This window comes from Enorma phocaeensis (genome assembly GCF_016901575.1).
In the GTDB taxonomy this organism is placed as follows: domain Bacteria; phylum Actinomycetota; class Coriobacteriia; order Coriobacteriales; family Coriobacteriaceae; genus Limicola; species Limicola phocaeensis_A.
Genome location: NZ_JACJKQ010000013.1, coordinates 1 through 21667, shown reverse-complemented (window position 1 = coordinate 21667; position 21667 = coordinate 1). Strand labels below are relative to the sequence as shown.

The 21667-nt window shown below is 52.5% G+C and carries 20 protein-coding genes and 1 pseudogene; 19 read left to right on the top strand and 2 right to left on the bottom strand.

Annotated elements, in window-relative coordinates:
• Window positions 1-13: 13 nt before the first annotated feature.
• Window positions 14-508 (bottom strand): CarD family transcriptional regulator, encoded by a 495-nt coding sequence (locus H6A15_RS07385; protein ID WP_204673111.1) that lies wholly within the window; start codon window positions 506-508, stop codon window positions 14-16.
• A 328-nt stretch (window positions 509-836) separates the two neighbouring features.
• On the opposite strand from H6A15_RS07385, the gene H6A15_RS07380 reads away from it, so the two are divergent.
• From H6A15_RS07380 to H6A15_RS07290, 19 genes are all read left to right on the top strand, one after another.
• On the top strand, window positions 837-1487 hold the full coding sequence (locus H6A15_RS07380) for a YveK family protein (RefSeq protein ID WP_204673110.1): 651 nt from the start codon (window positions 837-839) through the stop codon (window positions 1485-1487).
• Between the two features lie 3 nt (window positions 1488-1490).
• On the top strand, window positions 1491-2357 hold the full coding sequence (locus H6A15_RS07375) for a tyrosine-protein kinase family protein (protein ID WP_204673109.1): 867 nt from the start codon (window positions 1491-1493) through the stop codon (window positions 2355-2357).
• Window positions 2358-2453: 96 nt separating this feature from the next.
• On the top strand, window positions 2454-3092 hold the full coding sequence (locus tag H6A15_RS07370) for a CpsB/CapC family capsule biosynthesis tyrosine phosphatase (RefSeq protein ID WP_204673108.1): 639 nt from the start codon (window positions 2454-2456) through the stop codon (window positions 3090-3092).
• 418 nt (window positions 3093-3510) lie between these two features.
• The gene (gene loaP / locus H6A15_RS07365; RefSeq protein ID WP_204673107.1) at window positions 3511-4071 is read left to right on the top strand and encodes an antiterminator LoaP; all 561 of its coding nucleotides are present in this window, start codon (window positions 3511-3513) and stop codon (window positions 4069-4071) included.
• A gap of 56 nt (window positions 4072-4127) precedes the next feature.
• Window positions 4128-6176 carry a sugar transferase gene (locus H6A15_RS07360; RefSeq protein WP_204673106.1) on the top strand — a complete coding sequence of 683 codons (2049 nt, stop codon included), beginning with the start codon at window positions 4128-4130 and terminating at the stop codon, window positions 6174-6176.
• Window positions 6160-7221 (top strand): polysaccharide biosynthesis protein, encoded by a 1062-nt coding sequence (locus H6A15_RS07355; RefSeq protein WP_204673105.1) that lies wholly within the window; start codon window positions 6160-6162, stop codon window positions 7219-7221. Before H6A15_RS07360 ends, H6A15_RS07355 begins: the two co-directional genes overlap by 17 nt.
• Before the next feature lies 1 nt (window position 7222).
• A complete protein-coding gene (locus tag H6A15_RS07350; RefSeq protein WP_204673104.1) occupies window positions 7223-8413 on the top strand; it encodes an NAD-dependent epimerase/dehydratase family protein in 1191 nt (396 codons plus the stop codon).
• Between the two features lie 73 nt (window positions 8414-8486).
• Entirely contained in the window at window positions 8487-9572 is a 1086-nt protein-coding gene (locus H6A15_RS07345) for a glycosyltransferase family 4 protein (RefSeq protein WP_204673103.1), read from the top strand.
• A complete protein-coding gene (locus tag H6A15_RS07340) occupies window positions 9572-10630 on the top strand; it encodes a glycosyltransferase (RefSeq protein WP_204673102.1) in 1059 nt (352 codons plus the stop codon). Before H6A15_RS07345 ends, H6A15_RS07340 begins: the two co-directional genes overlap by 1 nt.
• Before the next feature lie 180 nt (window positions 10631-10810).
• Window positions 10811-11950 carry an O-antigen ligase family protein gene (locus H6A15_RS07335; RefSeq protein ID WP_204673101.1) on the top strand — a complete coding sequence of 380 codons (1140 nt, stop codon included), beginning with the start codon at window positions 10811-10813 and terminating at the stop codon, window positions 11948-11950.
• A complete protein-coding gene (locus tag H6A15_RS07330) occupies window positions 11931-12848 on the top strand; it encodes an ATP-grasp fold amidoligase family protein (protein ID WP_204673100.1) in 918 nt (305 codons plus the stop codon). The genes H6A15_RS07335 and H6A15_RS07330 overlap by 20 nt, the downstream gene beginning before the upstream one ends.
• A 9-nt stretch (window positions 12849-12857) precedes the next feature.
• Window positions 12858-14048 carry a CapA family protein gene (locus H6A15_RS07325; RefSeq protein ID WP_204673099.1) on the top strand — a complete coding sequence of 397 codons (1191 nt, stop codon included), beginning with the start codon at window positions 12858-12860 and terminating at the stop codon, window positions 14046-14048.
• Complete coding sequence (locus H6A15_RS07320; protein WP_204673098.1) at window positions 14038-15591, top strand: lipopolysaccharide biosynthesis protein; 1554 nt, start codon at window positions 14038-14040, stop codon at window positions 15589-15591. The genes H6A15_RS07325 and H6A15_RS07320 overlap by 11 nt, the downstream gene beginning before the upstream one ends.
• The gene (locus tag H6A15_RS07315; RefSeq protein ID WP_204673097.1) at window positions 15572-16636 is read left to right on the top strand and encodes an acyltransferase family protein; all 1065 of its coding nucleotides are present in this window, start codon (window positions 15572-15574) and stop codon (window positions 16634-16636) included. Before H6A15_RS07320 ends, H6A15_RS07315 begins: the two co-directional genes overlap by 20 nt.
• A 2-nt stretch (window positions 16637-16638) precedes the next feature.
• Window positions 16639-17673: a GDP-mannose 4,6-dehydratase gene (locus tag H6A15_RS07310; RefSeq protein ID WP_204673096.1), complete on the top strand. Its 1035-nt coding sequence runs from the start codon at window positions 16639-16641 to the stop codon at window positions 17671-17673.
• Between the two features lie 61 nt (window positions 17674-17734).
• On the top strand, window positions 17735-18994 hold the full coding sequence (locus tag H6A15_RS07305; RefSeq protein WP_204673095.1) for a nucleotide sugar dehydrogenase: 1260 nt from the start codon (window positions 17735-17737) through the stop codon (window positions 18992-18994).
• Between the two features lie 39 nt (window positions 18995-19033).
• Complete coding sequence (wecB, locus tag H6A15_RS07300) at window positions 19034-20224, top strand: non-hydrolyzing UDP-N-acetylglucosamine 2-epimerase (protein ID WP_204673094.1); 1191 nt, start codon at window positions 19034-19036, stop codon at window positions 20222-20224.
• Window positions 20225-20258: 34 nt separating this feature from the next.
• Window positions 20259-20684, top strand: coding sequence for a TIR domain-containing protein (locus tag H6A15_RS07295; RefSeq protein WP_204673093.1), 426 nt, complete (start codon window positions 20259-20261; stop codon window positions 20682-20684).
• Between the two features lie 3 nt (window positions 20685-20687).
• Entirely contained in the window at window positions 20688-21287 is a 600-nt protein-coding gene (locus tag H6A15_RS07290) for a hypothetical protein (RefSeq protein ID WP_204673092.1), read from the top strand.
• Between the two features lie 49 nt (window positions 21288-21336).
• Here the strand turns inward: H6A15_RS07290 and H6A15_RS07285 are convergent.
• Window positions 21337-21489, bottom strand: a pseudogene (locus H6A15_RS07285) (transposase); the annotation flags it as partial.
• Window positions 21490-21667: the final 178 nt, after the last annotated feature.

Here is a 21667-nt window from a genome sequence, read left to right as displayed (position 1 = left end):
CCGATCTGGCGTGCTAGTTTTCGCTCATACCGTATGTCTTGGCGAAGATCTCCTCGACGTCGTCCTCGCTTATCTCGAGCGCGACGGCGAGCTCTTCGACCGAGCGGCGATGAGCCTCCTTGAGCACGCGGCTGTAATAGCTGCTCGGTTTCTTGTCAGCAGCCTGCGCCTCGGCGATGCGGTGCCGCATGGTCTTCGCCACCCGCACCGTCTCGGGCACGCCCTGCTTGAGCTGCTGCTTGAAATACGACTCTTCCAACGAGCTGTTGCGCTCGGTGAACGTGTCGCATTCAATGGAATCGTAATGGTCGAGAATGTCTTGCGCCTCTTCGCGCGAAACCGTGGGATGCAGGCGGTCTGACTGCGCGACGGGATACATCATCCGCGTCTTGGCGTGTCCCTGCTTGCATTCCAGGATGATCATGGGCGCGGGGCCCGCGTCGTCATATCCGGTGACGGTGCAGACTCCTTGTCCGGGGTGGATTACGTGCTCTCCGATTTCAAACATGCTATCTCCCAACTCATAAGCCGTCTATCTAGAATACCACGATTACGTGGGATTTTGTCAGCACGTCAACGAAAAAGCGTCATTTGCTAGCTTTTATTTCTGCCTGTGTCAAGACCGATATCGGCTACCGTGCGGGCGGTGTCGGACATTGCGCAAAAGGAGTGAATGGGGAGGTCATTAGCTAATAGTGTCGTAGGGGGGATATAATGGCCGATGAAATCGTTGACATGCGATGGCTTGAGCCTCGAAAGCATGCCGCCGCCCCTGTCGGGCGACGGCGCTGCGTGTCGGGCGAGATGCCGTCGCCGTGTGGTACGGGGGACCGTTCATGACCCTGCTTGAGCTGCTTGAGCTGCTAAAGCATCACCTGAAGCTCGTGGTGCTTCTACCCATCATCTTCGCACTCGGTGTGGGCGCCTACGCCTATCTCTTCATGGGCAACACCTATACGGCGCGCGTGAGCATGTACGTGCTCACGCCCATCGGCGACAGCAACTCGCTCAACACCGAGCTCTCCGCAAGCCAGCTTCTTGCAAACGACGTGGCCACGCTCATCCAGAGCGAGCGCGTGACCGCCGATGCCGCCGATTCCCTGGGGCTCGACGACCTTTCCGGCTTCGACATCTCGGTGACGAGTGAGACCACCACGCGCGTCATCACCTGCGCGGTCACCGGGTCTGACCCGCGCGCGGCGGCGGACGTCGCCAACGCGATCGCACATTCCGTTTCCGGCGTCGCCCAAGAGGTCATGGACGTGCAGAGCGTCAACGTGATCGACGAGGCGGCTGCCCCGAGCGCGCCGAGCGGGCCCAACCGTCCGCTGTACGTCGCCGTCGGCCTCATGGCAGGGTTCTTCGTCGCCGTGGCGATCGTGGTGCTGCGCGACATGCTTGACACCCGCGTGCGCCCCGACGAGCTGCAGGAGCTGCTGGGTGTGCCGGTCATCGGCCGCATCCCTCTCATCAAGGAAGGAAAGTAGACCATGGCGCGCAAACGGACCCACAGAAACGACGAGGTGGCGCTGCAGAACGCCGTCAAGACCTTGCTCGCCAACATCCGCTTCGCGAGCGTGGACGAGCCGGTCTCGTCCATCGTGGTCACTTCCTCGGTGCCCAATGAGGGCAAGACCACCGTGGCGATGAGCCTTGCTAAGGCCATCGCGACGAGCGGGCGCGATGTGCTGATCGTCGAGACCGACATGCGTCGCCGCTCGCTTTCGGGCCGCTTGGGAGTGCATTCGCGCCAGGGCCTCTATGCGGTGCTCGCGGGCGACTGCATGCTTGAAAACGCCGTGGTCACCACAGACGTTCCCGACATGTACTTCTTGGATGCGGAGCCGCATATCCCCAACCCTGCCGACATCTTGGCCTCTCATCGATTCCGCCGCTTTGTGAAAGAGGTCAACTCAAAGTACGACTACGTGATCTTCGACACGCCGCCCGTCGGGACGTTTGTCGACGCAGCCGTCATTTCCGCCGTGGCGGACGCGACCGTTTTGGTGGTGCGTGAGCGCTTCGTTAAGCGCGCGGAGCTTCTCGGCGCGTTTGAGCAGTTGCAGAAGGCCGAGGCCAACGTGATCGGCACCGTGCTCAACGGATGCGCCCCAGCTTCGGGCGACTACTATTACGCCTACTACAACGACAGCGGCGACCGCGTCGACATGCAGTCCGAGCAGGCGGCGTCCAATCGCGTCCCGGCTGCAAAGGCATCTCCGCGTCCTTCCGGTCCCAGGGTCCAGCGTGCGACGGTTCAGGCGCCGCGGTCCATCTCGACGGCTCGGGCGAACGGCGGGGCGATTCCTCCCGATTCGACTGCCGCCATGATCGGCCATTTTGCGCCAAAGGAGTAGGGGAGGGCGGCTCTCGGTTTCCTGATTGCCCCGGCTGCTCGCCTAACGTTGCAGCTCGATCATTGCGGGGTGCGCATCGAAGGGATGAGGTGAATCATGCGCGACATGCACTGCCATATCCTGCCAGGGGTAGACGACGGCGCGCGCAACATCACCGAGAGCTGCCAGATGCTCTACGCCGCCCGACAGGCCGGCGTCACCGAGATCGTATGCACCCCGCATTGCCGCGACCCGTATTTCGATTATGAGGGCATGTGGCAGGCTTTCGAGCTGTTTCGTCTTCATGCACGCGGCTTTCCGGTGCGCATGGGGTTCGAGGTGAACCACACCAAGTTGATGGAACTCGGTATTGAGTGGGCCGATCGCCTTCACTTCGATGGGACGAACGAGTTTCTGCTCGAGCTGTCGACGCGCGCCGCGCGCGAGGACTTCCAGGCCTACGAGCGCACGATTTTCGAGCTGCAAGGTCGCGGCTTCGAGGTGATCATCGCGCACCCTGAGCGATACCGCGCCATTCAGAAGGACCCAGGCATCGCGCAGGATCTGGTTCGCATGGGTTGCAAGCTACAGGCCTCGGCCGATTTCATCGCAGGGGGTCGCCTAGGAAAAGAGAAGCGCCCCGCCAAGCGCCTGTTTGCCCAGGGGCTCTATACCTACATCGCGAGCGACGCCCATCGCGTGCAGCATTATGACTACCTCGCTCGTGCCGTACGGGAATACGGGGACTGCGAGTAAACCCTATATAACACCATCATGTACCTAGGAAAATGTGCTCGAGTAAGCAGGTTTTCCTCATTATGTAATGGAATTGCAAGGGTTTGTGTCCAACCTGCAAGATATGTATGGGGGCTAACATTATCTCGCGTGGAGTGGGCTATAATATCCCGCACTGTCGGAGGGGGTACACAACGACGGCTGCGTGTCTGAACGAGCCGGGCGCAATTCCTCATTTCTAGCAGTGCTGCTCGTCTTGTCGCGTGCGAGACGGGCGGCGACATACCTCTAATCGCAAGGCGGCGCCACGTGTGGGTCTTGATGTGTTTGAGGGAATGCATACGTCTTTTACGAGCGGTCCCTGGCGAAGCCATGGGCCGATTACATAAAGGCTATGTGATTCCCACAACAGCAAGACAAAGTAGGGTGGTGATGCGGCGTGTGGTATGTGGTACAAGTTCAGGCGGGACGCGAGACCGTTATGGAGGAGCTCATCTCCAAGGTCGCATCGCGCCAGATAGAGGAATGTTTCTATCCCCAATATGAGACGCAGATCAAGCTGCGGGGCTGCTGGACCACGTGCGTCAAGCCGCTGTTTCCCGGATACCTCGTCGCTGTGACCGAGCGTCCTGAGGAGCTCGAGCAAAAGCTGTTGGAGCTTCCCGAGCTTGCCCGCGTGCTTGTACAGGGTGGGACATACGTGCCGCTCGCCCAAGAAGAGGTCGAGCTCATCGGTGGCTTCACCAGCAAGGGCAAGCGTGTGGTGCCAATGTCCTTTGGCATAAAGGACGGCGACCGCGTGGTGGTGACCCGTGGCCCCTTGGTGGGCCATGAGGGCATGATCCGCGACATCAACCGGCGCAAGAGCACGGCGAACCTGGAGATTGACCTGTGCGGCCGCAAGGTGGCCGTGCGGGTTGGTCTGGGCATTGTGTCGAGTGGCAACAGCGCCCATGCCCGCGCCGCCGTGGCTCGGCGTAAGGCTGAGACGGCTCGGTAGCGGAAGCCTCTCGGCCACAGTCTTGAAAGTATGTGTACTTTATTTCAGGATATGCAATGGATAACTGCGTGGACGTAGATATAAATAGCTCATGTGACCATGAGGTTTCTACAATAATTGATATTGATACAGAAACGAAGGGCTCTGCTGTAAGCGAGAATCTTGGGACCGCGGGCTATCATCAGTTTGACGATGGCATAGAGGTTCATGAATTTGAGCAGGCGCAGGAAGCGTTTCTCATTTTTAAGCGAATGGCAGATATCGTTCTCGCTTCTGCAGGTCTGATTACGCTTTCTCCAGTTATGGCGCTGACTGCTTTAGCAATTCGTGCGACAAGCCCTGGCCCGGCGATTTTTAAGCAGTTACGATTCGGAAAGGACAAGCGCCCGTTTATCTGTTACAAGTTTCGTTCAATGAAAATCGAGGCTCCAGACAATCTTCCGACATCACAGATGCGGGAGAACAGCTCCTGTCTCACTCCAATCGGAGGCTTTCTTCGGAAATCGTCGCTTGACGAGCTTCCACAGCTAATCAACATCATCAAAGGCGATATGTCGGTTATCGGGCCTAGGCCTATGATTTTGAGCGAAGTCGACCAAATAATTGAGCGAGACCGATATGGTGCAAACGATATCAAGCCGGGACTAACGGGACTCGCTCAAATCAATGGGCGAGATTATGTGAACACTGATCTTAAAGCTCGACTTGATGGTGCATATCGTCACAATCTCAGCTTTCATCTTGACCTTGTTTGCTTCTTTAAAAGTATAGGGGTTGTGTTGTCGCGCAGGGGAAACGCCGCGAATACTTCGACGGTCGTTCCGCATAAACGAAACAACAAGATTGACACCAAGCAGCTTGTGTCAGATAGTTCCAAGCTTAAATTGCTGGTTGTAAGCCAGCACTACTGGCCGGAGCCGTTTAATTTTTCCGAGATATGTGAGGAATTGGTTACTCGGGGCTATGACGTGACGGTGTTGACTGGTATTCCAAATTACCCCGAAGGTAAGGTGTATCAGGGATATAGGGGCGGCAAGAATCGATATGAGTGGCACCAAGGGGTGCGAATCATTCGATCTCCAATTATTCCACGTGGGGCCAATGTGGCTCAGCGCATCGCCAACTATTTCAGTTTTAGCTATGAAGCGAGACGAATGGCGGATGCCCTTGAGTCTGATTTCGACGTCATATTATCGTTTCAAACATCACCCGTCATGATGGCTGAGCCTGCAATTGCATATGCAAAGCGTACGGGAGCTCCTGTCTTCCTCTGGTGCATTGATATTTGGCCTGAGTGTCTGACGGCAGGAGGAATTTCTGCGGGTAGTGTGCCATACCAAGTCTTCAAAATGCTGTCCGGAAAGATATATCGAGAAGCCGATCGTCTTGCGGTCACATCGCCGCTATTTAAGGATTATCTGCACGATAAGTTTGATATTTCGACAGAGGAACTTGTCGACTTGCCTCAGTATGCCGAAGACATATTTGGTATAGAAGCATCGTTTGCTCCCGAAGGGTACCGGAACGACAAGGTCAACTTTACCTTTGCGGGTAACATCGGGTCTGCACAGTCGGTTGAGACCATTGTTCATGCGGCCGCATTGGTATCTGACAACCAGGACATTCTCTTTCACATTGTCGGCTCTGGCTCTTCTGAGCAAGCGTGCAGAAGTATGGCATTGCAATTGGGCCTGACTAACATTGTGTTTCACGGTCGACGGCCTCTTGAAGAGATGCCTGCTTATTATCAGGCATCAGATGCAATGATTGCCACATTCGCCGACAATCCAGTATTGGCTTATACACTTCCTCGAAAGATTCAATCGTATCTTGCCGCTGGGAAACCCATCATTGGAACAGTTACTGGTGAGGCGGAGCGAGTGATTCTTGAAGCAAATTGTGGATTGACCTCATATCCAGAGGATTCGGTTGGATTAGCAGCTAACTGCCTTGTGTTTGCCGAGCAGAGTCGTGAGATGCGGTTGGCCATGGGTAAGCAGGCGCGCTCTTACTATGACGCCCATTTCACCAAGGATGCATTTTTCAAAACATTGGAAAACCAGCTGCGTGCAATTAAGGGGATGAAGCATGGCCACTGCCAGTAAGGCATTTGCCGGAAAAACTCTCATGATTACCGGCGGCACGGGCAGCTTCGGCAACACCGTGCTCAAGCACTTTCTGACGAGTGACGTCGGCGAGATTCGCGTGTTCTCCCGTGACGAGAAGAAGCAGGACGACATGCGCCACCGCCTGCAGGAGATGTATCCTGACCACGCGGGCAAGGTGCGCTTCTTCATCGGCGACGTGCGCGACGCCCGGTCCGTCCGGGACGCCGTGCGCGGCGTGGACTTCATCTTCCATGCTGCCGCCCTGAAACAGGTGCCCTCCTGTGAGTTCTTCCCCATGGAGGCTGTCCGCACCAACGTCATCGGCACCGACAACGTCCTGCATGCCGCCATCGACGAGGGCGTCGAGCGCGTGGTGTGCCTATCCACCGACAAGGCCGCCTATCCCATCAACGCCATGGGCAAGTCCAAGGCCATGATGGAGTCGATCATCTACGCCAACGCCCGCAACGGCGCGGGCCGCACGACCATCTGCTGCACCCGCTACGGCAACGTCATGTGCTCCCGCGGCTCGGTCATCCCACTCTTCATCAAGCAGATTAGGGCGGGGGAGCCGGTGACCGTCACCGACCCCGCCATGACCCGCTTTCTCATGAACCTGGACGAGGCGGTCGACCTTGTCCAGTTCGCCTTCGAGCATGCGAACCCGGGCGACCTCTTCATCCAGAAGGCGCCTGCCTCCACGATCGGCGACCTCGCCGAGGCGGTGCAGGAGCTGTTCGGCAGGACCGGGACCCGGGTCATCGGCACCCGCCACGGGGAGAAGCTCTACGAGACCCTCATGACCCGCGAGGAGCGCCTGCGCGCCGAGGACATGGGGGAGTACTTTCGCGTTGCATGTGACTCGCGCGACCTCAACTACGACAAATTTGTGGTCGATGGTGAGGTGAGGACCCAGGCTGACGAGCCCTACACGTCCCACAACACACGCCGCCTGGACGTGCGGGGGACGGTCGAGAAGATAAAGACCGCCGAATACGTGCGCCTGGCCCTTGAGGGCCGCGAGCACGAGGCGGTACAGTAGGATGCGCGTCCTGGTGACCGGCGCCAAGGGCTTCGTGGGTAGGAACCTCTGCGAGAGTCTGAAGAGCATTCGCGACGGCAAGGACCGCCGCGAGCGGTATCGGCCGCTGCTGCCGTTGACTGTCTATGAGTACGACGCCGACGGCACCAGAGAGGAGCTTTCGCTGTACTGCGCGGAGGCGGACTTCGTGTTCAACCTCGCCGGCGTGAACCGCCCGGAGAACCCTGAGGACTTCATGAAGGGCAACTTCGGGTTCGCTTCAGAGCTGCTGGGGCTGCTTGAGCATCATGGCAACAAGTGCCCCGTTATGCTCTCTTCGAGTGCGCAGGCGTCGCTCGAGGGGCGCTACGCCGGCTCTGTCTATGGCGAGTCCAAGCTGGCGGGGGAGAACCTGTTCCGCGAGTATTCCGCGCGCACTGGTGCGCCGGTCTACATCTATAGGTTTCCCAACCTGTACGGCAAGTGGTGTCGGCCGAACTACAATTCCGCCGTCGCGACGTTTTGCGATGCGATTGCCAACGGTCGCGAGTTCCATGTGAACGATCCTTCTGTTGAGCTTGAACTACTGTATATCGATGATCTTGTTGCGTGCATGCTCGAGCTTTTGCTGGGCAAGGTGGAACGAGGCAAGGACGGCATCTGTGTTGCGAGCCCCACGGATAAGGTTACGCTCGGTCAGATTGTTGAGCTGCTGGAGAGCTTCCGCGACGCGCGCGAAAACATTTCTGTGCCTGATCAGACTGATGGAGGCTTTTCCAAGAAGCTGTATGCAACGTATCTGAGCTACTACGATGCTGGGTCAATGGCGTACCCGCTGCATGCGAACCGTGACGAGCGTGGCTCGTTCACCGAGTTTCTGCGCACGCCTGATCGCGGGCAGGTTTCTATCAACGTGTCCAAACCGGGTGTAACCAAGGGCAACCATTGGCACCACACCAAGTGGGAGAAGTTCCTGGTCGTATCTGGTGAGGCGTTGATCCGCCTTCGCAAGATTGGTGTCGATGCAGAGGGTAATCCCTATCCCGTCGACGAATATCACGTGAACGGAGATAACCCGACCGTGGTCGAGATGGCGCCCGGTATGACGCACAGCATCACGAACGTTTCGAAGACGGACGACCTCGTCACTGTGATGTGGGCTAACGAGACGTTCGACCGCAAGAGGCCTGATACTTTCTTTGAAGAAGTGTAGTGCGCACAATGCCAGCATAATGAAAACGTTGCGCGACGATACGAGACCTTTCATCTACATTGGAGGGAAAACTTTGGAAACCAACATTATAAACGTTGCTTTGCTCGGTGCGACTCCCCCCTCGTCTGGTGGTATTGCGTCTTGGACGGATCGAATGCTGAAATCGGATTGCTTCCGTTACGAAAAACTCTATCTTGTTGACGAGAGACAAGAAGAGGGAAGAGAGGTGTTCGGGGACAATTCGAAAATCAAAATCAGCGGAGAAATTAAAAGGTGCTTTCGGATTTGGCGTGATCTAGTTTCTTGCATACGCAAAAATGGGATACAGGTTGTTCATTCTAATACTCCTGCGACTACAACAAGTTTAATGCGAGAAATCCTCTGTTCGATAATAGCAAGGTTCCATCGATGTGCGGTGATTGGTCATTTTCACTGCACCGTTCCGGTAGTGATAAGCTCATCGTTGCAGAAACTGATGCTGAAAATATACCTATCATTATGCAGCTCGGCAATTGTGTTGAATGAACGCTCTTTAGAATATGTTAAGGCAAACAGCAAGTGTCCTGTTTTTCTGATTCCTAATTTTATAAGCAAAAGAGAACTGTTGCGATCACAAGAAGGTAGAGCGACAAACGCCAAGGTAACGAATGTTCTTTACGTTGGTGGCATTGTAGAGGAAAAAGGAGTTTTTGATATCCTCGATATTGCAAAAAGACATCCGGACATCAATTTTAGACTTGCTGGAGCTGGTTCGATTCCAGCGACAATCGAGCCGACAAGCAACGTTCACCTGCTTGGAACATTGAATAGTAGTGAGCTTGCGAATGAGTATTCCAAGAACGATGTGTTTTTGTTTCTTACGCATTTTCCCGCCGAAGGATTCTCTTGTGCGCTGTTGGAAGCGATGTCCTTTGGCATGCCTTGCGTTGTTACCGACTGGGCTGCAAATGCAGATATGATTGGAGCGAAGAGTGGCTGCGTTGTTCCCTGCCATGATCTTGATGCGGCTGAGAGAGCTTTGAGACGTCTCTCCGATCAAGAGGTTAGACGGCAGGTTGGTCATAGAAACGCTGAAAAGGTAAGGCAGTTATATGGAGAAGCGATCGTTGTTCCGAAATACTCGGAAGTTTATCGTTTCGCTTACGGGAAGTTGTTGTAATGAAAGCTGTAGTCATTGTATCCTCCCTGTTTGCGGGAGGGGCAGAACGGGTGTCGTTAGAATTGTCACGGTTTCTAGCGGAAAAGGGTAACGAGGTTCATTTATTTGTAGCGAGGGTGTCGAAGAGGTATCCAGCGACTTATATCGTTCCGCCCAATGTTCATCTCCATTATGTGCCGTTTGGAACGGATGGCAATCTTACTCGTCCTCTCCTCAACGCCGTCTTATTAAAGCGGCTGACTAATAAAGTTAACCCTGACTGGATTATTTCTTTGGGTATGCAATATAAGCTATTAAAAACAACTGGCTTACTTGGGTCTAGAAAAGTACTCTTATCTGAGCGTAATTACCCGCCGAAGTTTTATGAAGAGAAAGAGCTGGATTTCGTATCAAAATGCTATGAACTTGCAACGATGGTGGTTTTTCAGACAAAAGAAGCTGCCGACTGTTTTCCTAACGTTGACCCTTCGAAGAAAAAGATCATTCCGAATGCCGCTCGGGTTAGTTCAAACAGATGGACAGGATTAGCGTCAAAACATATTGCATTTATGGGTAGATTGACCCGTCAGAAAAACCCAGAAATGCTTATTGAAGCATTCGTTTTCTTTAGTCGCAATCATCCGAATTACCATCTTGATATCTTCGGAGATGGTGAGTTGCGAAAAGGGCTTGAGACCCTAGTCGAGAAAAGGGGATTGAGCGCGGCCGTATCTTTTCATGGGCAATGTAGTGACGCAGTTGAACGGGCAGCTAAGTGTCTTATGTACGTTTCGACATCGGACTACGAAGGCATTTCTAACTCGATGCTCGAAGCTATGAGCTTGGGCATGCCTTGCGTGTGCACGGATTGTGCTGGTGGTGGAGCTAGGTCTGTAATCACGGATCAAATAAACGGGATCCTTGTACCATGCCGCGATCCTGATTATTTGGCTAGTGCAATGGCAAGGGTTGCAGACTCTGAAGAACTGGCAAATGGAATTGGGCGTGCGGCGCGTGAATCGATGGCCAGGTTTTCTGCAGAATTAATTTTTAAAGAGTGGCTTAAGGTTTTGTCCTAATGCTGAGGAATTTGTTCTGGGATATTTTTTAAAATGATAAAGCCCAATGCGTCATCGTTGCTTCGTACAGAAGCCAAAAACGATTCTGAGCTAAGCAATTCACGGGATTATCTCGTAAGGCTTGCGAATTGCCTTATCGTTCTGTATCTTGCATCAGTTTATGTTTGGTCGAGCAATGAGATGATGTATGTTTATTCCAATCTGCTCTGCCTGCTTACTCTTGCCGTGATGCTTCTGGTTGTAACGATTAGAAGATTAACCATCACACTACCATTTGCATTCTTATTATCTTTTGGCGCCTTTTGCATAGCATCAATTATGTGGGCGGAGGATCCGTCGCGTTCCACAACAATGGCGTTCAGAACTCTCCCGCTACTCATTGTCTTCGCGCTTGTCCTCCATAACTATATCTGCTTTACAAAGCAAAAGGTATTTCTTCTGAACAGTATTTATTTTGCAGGTATTGTTTTGGCTTTGTATACAGTTATGGTTCAGGGAGGGCTTGCGGGTTTTCTCAGCTCGTTAGGGGGTGGCGCAAGAATTGGGGGCGAGGTTGCAAACGAAAACACAGTTGGCATGGGTACTGCCTTTTCGCTATTGGTTGCATTTTATTATCTAGTCTATGAGAGAAGAGTGCTGCATCTTTTTCCGCTTGCACTAAACGGTCTGGTTGCTCTAGCTACCGGAAGCAACAAAGCCCTTATTATCATAGTGTTCGGATGTGTCGCGCTGCTTGTTTTCAGAGCATACATTAATGGCAACGTTCTCTCATTATGTAAATACGCTGCACTGATTGTCTGTCTCATAATCGCGGTATTGTACCTTCTTCAACTCCCAGTGTTCGATACCATCAATACGAGATTTACTTCAATGGTTGACACATTGCTGGGTGTTAGTTCGGCAAATGCGTCCACTGCAGAGCGTATGAATTTGACTGAGGCTGGATTAATGCAGTTCGTCGAGACACCTCTACTCGGTATAGGCATTGCGAACAGCGGAATTATTACCCAGCAGGCGGTTATTGGCTTCGATAGTTATTTGCACAACAATTACGTTGAGCTTCTTGCCTGCGTTGGTGTTGTTGGCACGTTTTTATTTTACTTGGGACCATGCGTTGCCGTTTGGCGCTTGGCTCGCAATCTGACGATGTCGGGCAATGAGTCTGCGGTTGTGCTTGTAATCATCTCGGCTTGGTTTCTTATTCAGGTAGGGTGGGTTAGCTATGCAGATAAAGTAAGCTATATCTTCTTGACCCTATTGATGGTGTATTCGTATCCAACGGGGGAAGAAAGAGGGGACAATGTTGAAAAAACTGTCTAAGCTTTTTAAAAACCCCTTTGCGTTCTATATTGTTTTAGCAGAATGTGGATTAACCAATTTTGTTTCTGACAAAACCCATTTAAGTCTGTTGTATCGATCGAGCATCGGTGATTGGCCGGATCTTAGGGACCCAAAGACATTCAACGAGAAGCTTCAGTGGCTAAAGATTCATGATCATGATCCCCTATACACCTTATTAGTTGATAAGTATCGTGTTAAGGAATGGGTTGCAAGTCATATTGGCGACGAATATGTCACCAAAACATACGCTGTATGGGATAAGGCAGAGGATGTGGATATCTCATGCTTGCCAGAAAGATTTGTATTGAAAACGAATCATGATTCTGGCGGTGTTGCAATTTGCCGCGACAGGAACTCATTTAATCTCAATGCCGCAAAGCAGAAGCTCGAAAAGCATTTAAAGACTAACTACTATTGGCGAACTCGCGAGTGGCCGTACAAAGACGTGAGGCCGCTTGTTTTTGCTGAAGAATATGTTGAGGCTGCTGATGAAGCAAAGGGGCTTATTGATTACAAACTCATGTGTTTCGGTGGAAAAGCAAAGTGTGTTTTTACCTGCACGGGAAGGGCAGAAGGTGATTTGCGAGTAGATTTTTTTGATATGGATTGGAAACATCTCCCCTTTACACGGCATTATCCAAATGCCGATATCTTCCCGACAAAGCCGCAGAGATACGAAGAAATGGTTTCTTGCGCGGAAAAGCTTGCATACGGCATACCGTTTGTCCGTGTTGACTTTTATGAATCCGGCAACAGGCTTTTGTTTGGTGAGATGACTTTTTTCCCTGGAGCGGGGTTTGAGGAATTTGATCCTGTCGAGTGGGACGAGAGGCTCGGTTCCTGGATCGAGCTTCCCGATATAAGTTCAAGCCTATAGGGAGTTTGGATGGTTGAAGACATGGTTTCAAGCACAGCTATCAAACAAACTTCTCTTTTGATTGCCGGCGATACAGTTCCCACTAAGTCAAACGCTAGCCTCTTTTCCGAAGGCATTGTTGATGCGCTTGTGGACGACGGGATACTGAAGTTACTCGGAGATTCATCATATAAGATTCTCAATCTTGAGGCACCGCTCGTCAATCGAGAAAGTCCTATTGAAAAAGCCGGACCCGCGTTAGCAGCACCAACGAACACTGTTTTTGGCTTACAAAGACTCGGCGTAGATGCGGTCTGCCTTGCCAACAATCACATTATGGATCAAGGCTCCCTAGGGCTCGAATCTACTTTTGGCGCTCTTGAAGGCGCTGGCATTAAGTATTTTGGAGCCGGCAATCGACTCGCTGATGCGCAGGCTCCATTTTCAATTGATATAGGAAAAAAAAGAATTGGCATCTATGCTTGCGCTGAGCATGAGTTTTCTATTGCAGGCAATGATTCTCCAGGAGCAAATCCTTTCAACCCTTTATCCTCCTTGGGTTCTATCAGGAATCTCAAGAGTGACTGCGATGTTGTTGTGGTGCTTTATCATGGGGGAAAGGAACACTATCGCTATCCATCTCCTTTACTACGTGAGCGGTGCAGAGCCATTGTGGATTCGGGAGCTGATGTCGTGGTGTGCCAGCACAGTCATTGTGTAGGCTGTGAGGAGAATTGGCATGATGGGACAATCGTGTACGGTCAAGGAAACTTCTTATTCGATCGTCAGGATAGCGAGTTCTGGGCAACAGGCCTTCTCATTGAAGTTGTTATTGAGGATGGAACCAAAGTGATATATCACCCAGTCGTTAAAGATGGCGGTTCAGTGAGACTTGCAAACAAAGAGGAAAATGACGAGGTCATGAGGGCATTTTGGGAGAGATCGGAGAAGATAAAATGTCCAGGATTTGTCGAGGCAGAGTATAAGAGCTTCGCTCGAGCTTACCTAAGGAATTATCTTTCTGCAGTGGTACCCGGAGCGAGAACGCTTCTGTTTAGAGCCCTGAATAAAATCTGTGGCGGCAGGCTCGTTGAGAAGATGTTCGGAAAGCGGCCGCTCCTCTCACTTCAGAACTTTATTGAATGCGAAGCTCATAGCGAGCTCTTTTTGACGGGTATCCGCGCAATGATTGATGAGGGGAAGAACTCGCGTGTCCAATGATGTCGACCTCGGTGCGAGAACTGTTGGTGCGACAAAGTGGTCGCTAATCACTCAGGTCGCTTCAAAGCTGATTAGCCCTTTAACGACTATTGTGCTGGCAAGAATTCTTGCGCCGAGTGTAATAGGTGTTATGTCGCTAGTCACGATGGTCACATCGTTCGCCGATCTTTTTTCAGATGCTGGTTTTCAGAAGTACCTTATTCAACACGAGTTTAGATCAGAAAAGGATTTGCGCCTATCCGCCGATGTTGCATTTTGGACAAACTTTGCAATCTCTGTGTTTCTATTGCTCGGAGTGGTTCTTTTAAAGGATTGGATAGCGGTACTTGTTGGTGATTCGACTATCGGGTTAGCCATTGCGATTGCCTGTGGCTCGCTTCCCCTTACTGCCGCTGTTAGCGTACAGACTGCAATTTATCAGCGGGCATTGGATTTTAAGACGTTATTCTACTCTCGAGTTGGTTCGGCATTCCTCATATTTATAGTGGCTGTACCCTTAGCGTTAGTCGGCGGCGGGTATTGGTCTATGATTGTTGGAACACTTGTGTCAAATCTTTTCCTTGCTGTTTGGCTTACGGCTAAATCAGATTGGAGGCCCTCCTTTCGCTACAGCCTGATAGAACTTAGGGCGATGTTTTCATTTAGCGGCTGGACGCTTCTGGAAAGCTTTTCAATTTGGCTTACTAGCTGGGCGGGCACGTTTGTTCTCGGACGTGTCATGACGGGTTACTATCTCGGTCTGTACAACACATCAACTTCTCTCGTGAATTCTGCAATAGGGATTATTACTTCTGCAGTTAATCCGGTTATTTTTGCTAGCCTATCTCGTTTGCAGGGAAACCGAGTGCTATTTAACTCAGTTTTTTATTCCATGCAAAAGGTCATTTCATTATGCGTTGTTCCTATTGCGTTCGCCCTCTTTGTGTTTTCTGATCTCCTTGTTGAAATAATACTTGGATCCCAATGGCTGGAAGCGTCGACGTATTTTGGCTTGTATTCGCTTGCAAGTGCATTAGTTATAGTCTTTTGTCATACGGCATCTGATGCTTATCGTGCGCTCGGTAAACCGAGATTATCATTAGCAGCACAGCTTGGTTTTTTAGCAATTATGGTTCCCTCGCTTTATTTTGGAGCGAGTATGGGTTTCGAGGTTTTTTCCGTAGTTGTACCGCTTGCTCGTGTAGTTGGATTCGTCGTCATCCATTTTGTCATCTGTCATTGCGTCGTGGGCCTATCGCCGGCAATAATGATTTACAAGCTTAGATGGGTTTATGCTGCGACGTTGTTTATAGCCATTCCAGTATCTATTGTCATCAAATTCTTTAACGTAGGCGCAGCAATACAGATAGCATTAGCGCTATTTTCGGTTTTTTTATACATAGCCGAGCTGCTTTATATTCGTGATCTTAGAGAGACGCTGGTTTGGCTGCTGGTCAAATTTGGGTTTAGTTCCTTTGTTTATCGCCTTCTTCCATCAAGGCTCTCTGGGCTGGTAAAGAAGGAGTTTAGCGAGGATTGGGGCGATGTCAGTGAAGGTAGATAAAAGCTTCGAGCTGTCGATGATGTCGCCGCTTAAGATAACGATGATGCTACTTGTCGTTCTATATCACTCGTGTGTTATGTGGGCGGGAGAAGGATGGTTCGATAAACCTGCGGTTCAATGCGTCCAGCTTGGAATTCTCGCTATCTGGCTCAATACTTTTCATGTGGCGGCGTTCGTGTTTGCGTCGGGCTATTTGTATTCCTACCTTCGCAGGGAAACTGGACACTACGGAACAATTGTTTCTGTTTTGACAAAAAAGGCGAAGCGTTTGCTTTTGCCCTATGCTGCCATATCTGTTCTATGGGCTGCTCCGATATATGCCCTATTCTTCGGCTCAGACGACCTAATCTGGAAATTCGCTTTCGCCGCTAGTCCTTCTCAACTTTGGTTTCTTCCTATGCTCTATTGGTGTTTTGTGGTTTTAGAGCTGGTTCGCGTTCTCCTTCCAGACTTAGTGGAAAGACCACTGAAGCTATTGCTTTATGCGGTGGGGATATCGTTCGTCGCACCCATCGTCTCTGCGCTTGTCGGTAATATCCTTCAATTGGCGTCTGCCTTTCAGTATTTACCTGTCTTTTGTGCCGGTTATGCTTTCAGGGCTGGAGAAACAAGGCGTTTCTGGTCAATAGGGCCGCTTTTTTGGATTATCGTCGATTTGGTTTTATTTTTTGTCTGGTCGAATGTCGAATGTGCCGAGGGCTTTGCTCCGTCTATCATTTCAAACATTATCCTTTTGCCGCTTCGGCTGGCGGGATGTGCTGTGGCACTTTCTGTTTTAGGCGCATTGGGCCTTTTCATCAAGAACGGCTTTAGAAATTGGCGAATGCTGAATAGAGTAGCGAGGATTCTGGAGAGCAACTCACTCGGCGTGTATCTATTTCATCAGCAAATTATCTTTTTCGTGCTTTCAAAACTAAATATTCCAAGTGCGCCTCCGATGGTTGTCGCAACGGCGTGTTTCTTTATCTCTATGACGATCTCAATAGGATTATCTGAAATTCTTTCTCTTAGCAAACGCACGAAGTGGATTGTTGGGAAGGGTTGAGAATGGCTAATACTACAGACCGTGGAAAAACACTTGTAACAGGTGCCGCTGGTTTTATCGGTGCCTTTTTGTCAGAGCATCTCGTGCGCGAGGGATGGGATGTTGTTGGGCTGGACAACGTGAATGCCTACTACGACCCTGGCATTAAAGAAGACCGACTTCGCATGCTTCGAGAGGCCGATGAGGACGGGCGCTTCACATTCGTCCGCGGAGATCTCACCGATGCCGCTCTTGTCGAGCGTCTTTTTGTTGAGAATGATTTCGACGTCGTCGTGAATCTTGCTGCTCAGGCAGGCGTGCGCTACTCGATTGATAACCCCAAGGCGTACATCGACTCCAATCTCATCGGCTTCTACAACATTCTCGAGGCGTGCCGTCATCATCCGGTGAAGCACCTCGTCTTCGCTTCATCGTCCTCGGTCTACGGCGGCAACGAAAAGGTGCCCTTCTCCGAGGCGGATCAAGTTGACCATCCAGTGTCGCTTTACGCTGCCACTAAAAAGGCCAACGAGCTCATTGCCCATGCGTACTCCAAGCTCTATGACATCCCTTGCACGGGCTTGCGTTTCTTCACGGTTTACGGCCCTATGGGCCGTCCCGACATGGCGTATTTCAAGTTTGCCAATACGCTTCGTGCGGGAGGAACAATCCAAATCTACAACATGGGCGCTTGTCGGCGTGACTTCACCTACGTGGACGACATCGTTGAAGGCGTTGTGCGCGTTATGGAGCATGCTCCTGAGGACTGCGGAACCGGCGCGCGATACAAGGTTTACAACATCGGCAATTCTGAGCCGGTGCAGTTGCTTGAATTCGTCGATACGCTTCAGCATGTTCTTGTAGAAGAGGGCATTCTTCCGGAAGACTACGACTTCGATGCGCATAAAGAGCTCGTTCCTATGCAGCCGGGCGATGTGGTGGAGACGTACGCCGATTGCTCGGAACTTCAGCGTGACTTTGGCTACCAACCTGCAACAAAGCTCGAGGATGGCCTTCGCGCCTTTGCCAAGTGGTATCGGGAGTATTACGGACTTTAGGGTCTAATTAACTATTAAAGGGCTCGCGCCCTGTTACGTTCTTTGACAATTGGAGACTGAGATGAAGATTGCCGTTGCCGGTACTGGCTATGTTGGTCTTTCGCTCGCTGTCCTGCTTGCACAGCACAACGAAGTTCACGCTTTGGATATTGTTCCCGAGAAAGTAGAGGTGCTCAACCGGTTTGAGTCGCCCATCCGGGATGCTGAGATTGAACGGTTTCTGGATGAAGCTAAGGTAGGGGAGCGCGCGCTTGATCTGACGGCTACGATTGATACGGCGGCAGCATACACAGGTGCCGACTACGCGGTTATCGCGACGCCGACCAACTACGATCCAGCTCGTAACTACTTTGACACCTCCTCCGTTGAGGCGGCCATCGATGCGGTTCGTTCGGTAAATGCGGACGCATGGATCGTCATCAAGTCGACTATTCCCGTCGGTTACACGGAGCGCCTGCGCGCGGAGCGCGGGGATTCCCGCATCATCTTCTCGCCGGAATTCCTGCGTGAGGGACATGCGTTGTACGACAACCTTCATCCCAGTCGCATTGTGGTAGGCGCGCCTGCAGACGATGCTGAAGCTCGCGCCGCTGCCGAGCGCTTCGCCGCCCTGCTTTCTGAAGGCGCCGATTCCGCAGAGCATAATCGCATGAACGAGGACGGCACGACCGGCATTCCCGAACTCGTGCTCGGCCTCACAGAGGCCGAGGCGGTCAAGCTTTTCGCCAACACCTACCTGGCATTGCGCGTCTCCTACTTCAATGAGCTCGACACCTACTGCGAGGTACGCGGGCTCGACACCGCTGACGTCATCCGCGGCGTGTGTCTGGAACCGCGCATAGGCTCCTTCTACAACAACCCCTCTTTCGGCTACGGTGGATACTGCCTGCCCAAGGACACCAAGCAGCTGCTCGCCAACTATAGGGATGTTCCGCAGAACCTCATCGAGGCAATCGTGGACTCCAACCGCACGCGCAAAGATCACGTTGCAGATGAGGTTCTTACGCGCGTGAACGAGCTCGTGTACGCGGGCGTTTCAGCACCTACTGTGGGCGTGTACCGCCTGACCATGAAGAGCGGGTCGGACAATTTCCGCGCGTCTTCTGTCCAGGGAATCATGAAACGCGTGAAGGCCAAAGGCGTACCCGTGGTGGTCTACGAGCCTACGCTGGACGATACGACGTTCTTCGGTTCCGAGGTTACGCATGACCTCGTGTCATTCAAAGCGCGCTGCGATCTGATTATCGCCAACCGTTGGAGCGACGAGCTCACGGATGTGGCGGACAAGGTGTATACGCGCGATTTGTTCCGCAGGGATTAGGCTTAGTACGAGATTCCGCTTTGATGAAAGGGTGACACCATGCCTCTCCGCACCGACTACTCGGACGTCTCCTTCAAGAACGACGGCCGCCTGAAGCTCCTCGTCATCGTGGGAACGCGGCCGGAGATCATCCGCCTCTCGGAAGTCATCAAGAAGTGCCGGCGTCACTTCGACTGCCTGCTCGCGCACACGGGGCAGAACTACGACTATACGCTGAACGGTATCTTCTTCCGCGACCTGTCGCTCGACGACCCGGACGTCTACATGGACGCGGTGGGGGAGGACCTGGGTTCGACCATCGGCAACATCATCGACGCCTCCTACAAGCTCATGGTGCAGGTCAAGCCGGACGCCCTGCTCGTGCTGGGTGACACGAACTCGTGCCTCTCCGCCATCCCCGCCAAGCGCCTGCACATCCCCATTTTCCACATGGAGGCGGGCAACCGCTGCAAGGACGAGTGCCTGCCGGAGGAGACCAACCGCCGCATCGTGGACGTGATCTCCGACGTGAACCTGGCCTACTCCGAGCACGCGCGCCGCTACCTGAAGGACACCGGCTGCGCCCCCGAGCGCACCTACGTGACGGGCAGCCCCATGGCGGAGGTGCTGCGCGCCAATCTCGAGAAGGTCGAGGCGTCTAACGTCCTTGGCGAGCTGGGGCTTGAGCCCAAGCGCTACATGCTGCTCAGCGCCCATCGCGAGGAGAACATCGACACTGAGGCGAACTTCACGAGCCTGTTCACTGCCATCAACGCGCTCGCCGAGAAGTACGATATGCCCATCCTGTACAGCTGCCACCCGCGCTCTCGCAAGCGCCTGGAGGCCACGGGCTTCAAGCTGGATCAGAGGGTTCGCATGCACGAGCCTATGGGCTTCCATGACTACAACTGCCTGCAGATGAACGCCTTCGCGGTGGTGTCGGACTCCGGCACCCTGCCCGAGGAGTCGAGCTTCTTCGCGAGCATCGGCAAGCCCTTTCCGGCGGTGTGCATCCGCACGAGCACCGAGCGCCCCGAGGCGCTCGACAAAGCGTGCTTCACGCTTGCCGGCATCAGCGAGCGGGGCCTCCTGCAGGCCGTCCATACGGCCGTGGCCCTGGACGCCGAGGGTAGCTACCCAGAGGCGCCCGTGCCCGATTACGCCGACGAGACTGTGTCCACCAAGGTGGTCAAGATCATTCAGAGTTACACTGGCGTGGTGGACAAGATGGTGTGGCGCAAGCAAGGGTAATTGGCCCCAACAGGCTGAAGAGGGGAGTCTAGCTATGTCTAAGAAGAAGGTTTTCGTATCGTTTGATTACGAAAATGATCGAGAATATTACTATCTGATGAAGGCATGGGACGCGAATCCAAAATTTGACTTCGTGTTCAGCGACTATTCTTCACGTGAAATTCAGTCCGATAGCGTTTCTGTGGTGAAAGCCTGTCTCACCAAGAAAATCAAGGAGGCAACTTACACGCTGTGCATTGTCGGCGCAGAGGCTGATGCGTTGCACCCAGATTGGCGCGAAATCGGCTACCGGAATTGGCAGAATTTTGAGGTGGCACGCAGCATCCAGAATGGGAACAAGCTGATTGGTGTGAAGATTAGGAGCACCTATGCGGCTCCTGAAGAGCTGAGGTACGTCGGCGCCAAATGGGCTTATTCGTTCTCTCAAGCCGAGATCGTTGCGGCTCTGGATAGGGCGTAGCAGGTGTCTGACAGCCTTTACGATCACTACAAGGACACATGCCAGACCCAGCGCGCCGCTTGTTCGCTAAGAAACAGATTTTTCTTAGCGCTTCTGATACTGGTATTTGCTCTTGGTGCATTCACGTTTGACCCACAGGGGTGCGAGGACGCGGCGGCAGCCGTTCTGGCAGGTTACGGTTTTGATCTCTCGGTGAGTGGAAGGGTCGTCCAGACGCTTTTGTGGGTTGGCGTTCTTTATACGTACATCCGTTATCTGCAGCTTATGACGACAATCGAGCGGGACTACCTTTATTTAAATAAAATAGAGCGCGAGTTAAAGGGCCAAGGCTGCTTGATTGATAGGGAAGGCACCAATTATTCGATGGGGTGGCCTCTTCTCTCGAAGGCCATTGACTTGCTATATAAGTGTTTTTTTATCGTGCTGTTTGAGGTTGTACTGTTCTCAAAGGCGATCATTGAGGGTTTCGCTATCAATGTTTTCTCATTAATCGACTGGACTGTGCTCATCCTGTTCACTGCTCTTACGGTGTTGTATTGGATTTACCTGTGGGAAGTGAACAAAGCCTATGACGAAATGGACGTAGAAGTCGAAGACTCGTGAGACTCAATAGTGGCTTGCTCTTCGGTATGTGTCAAAGATGACGCGGTACTCATTCACTGTCCGCGATGTATTTCAAGCGGGCGGCCACTAGCATCAGCGACGACCTTCCATCGGGGAAAGTCCCGACGACGCGGGTATGCCGCCTGATTTCCCTGTTGAGCCGCTCGATGGCGTTGTTCTTGCGGATGCGCCGCCAATGCTCGCGGGCATCTCACAGTACGCCGGCGTCTATCGAGGACCTGCTGCACTGCCACCAGGAAAAAGAGGGGTAACGTACAATTTCTTGCGCACTTTGACAGCGGAATAGCGTCCAGGCAAGAAAGGAGGGCACGGCCCGCCCCGGTATGATTCGAGTTGTCGAGACAAGAAGCATATTGGAG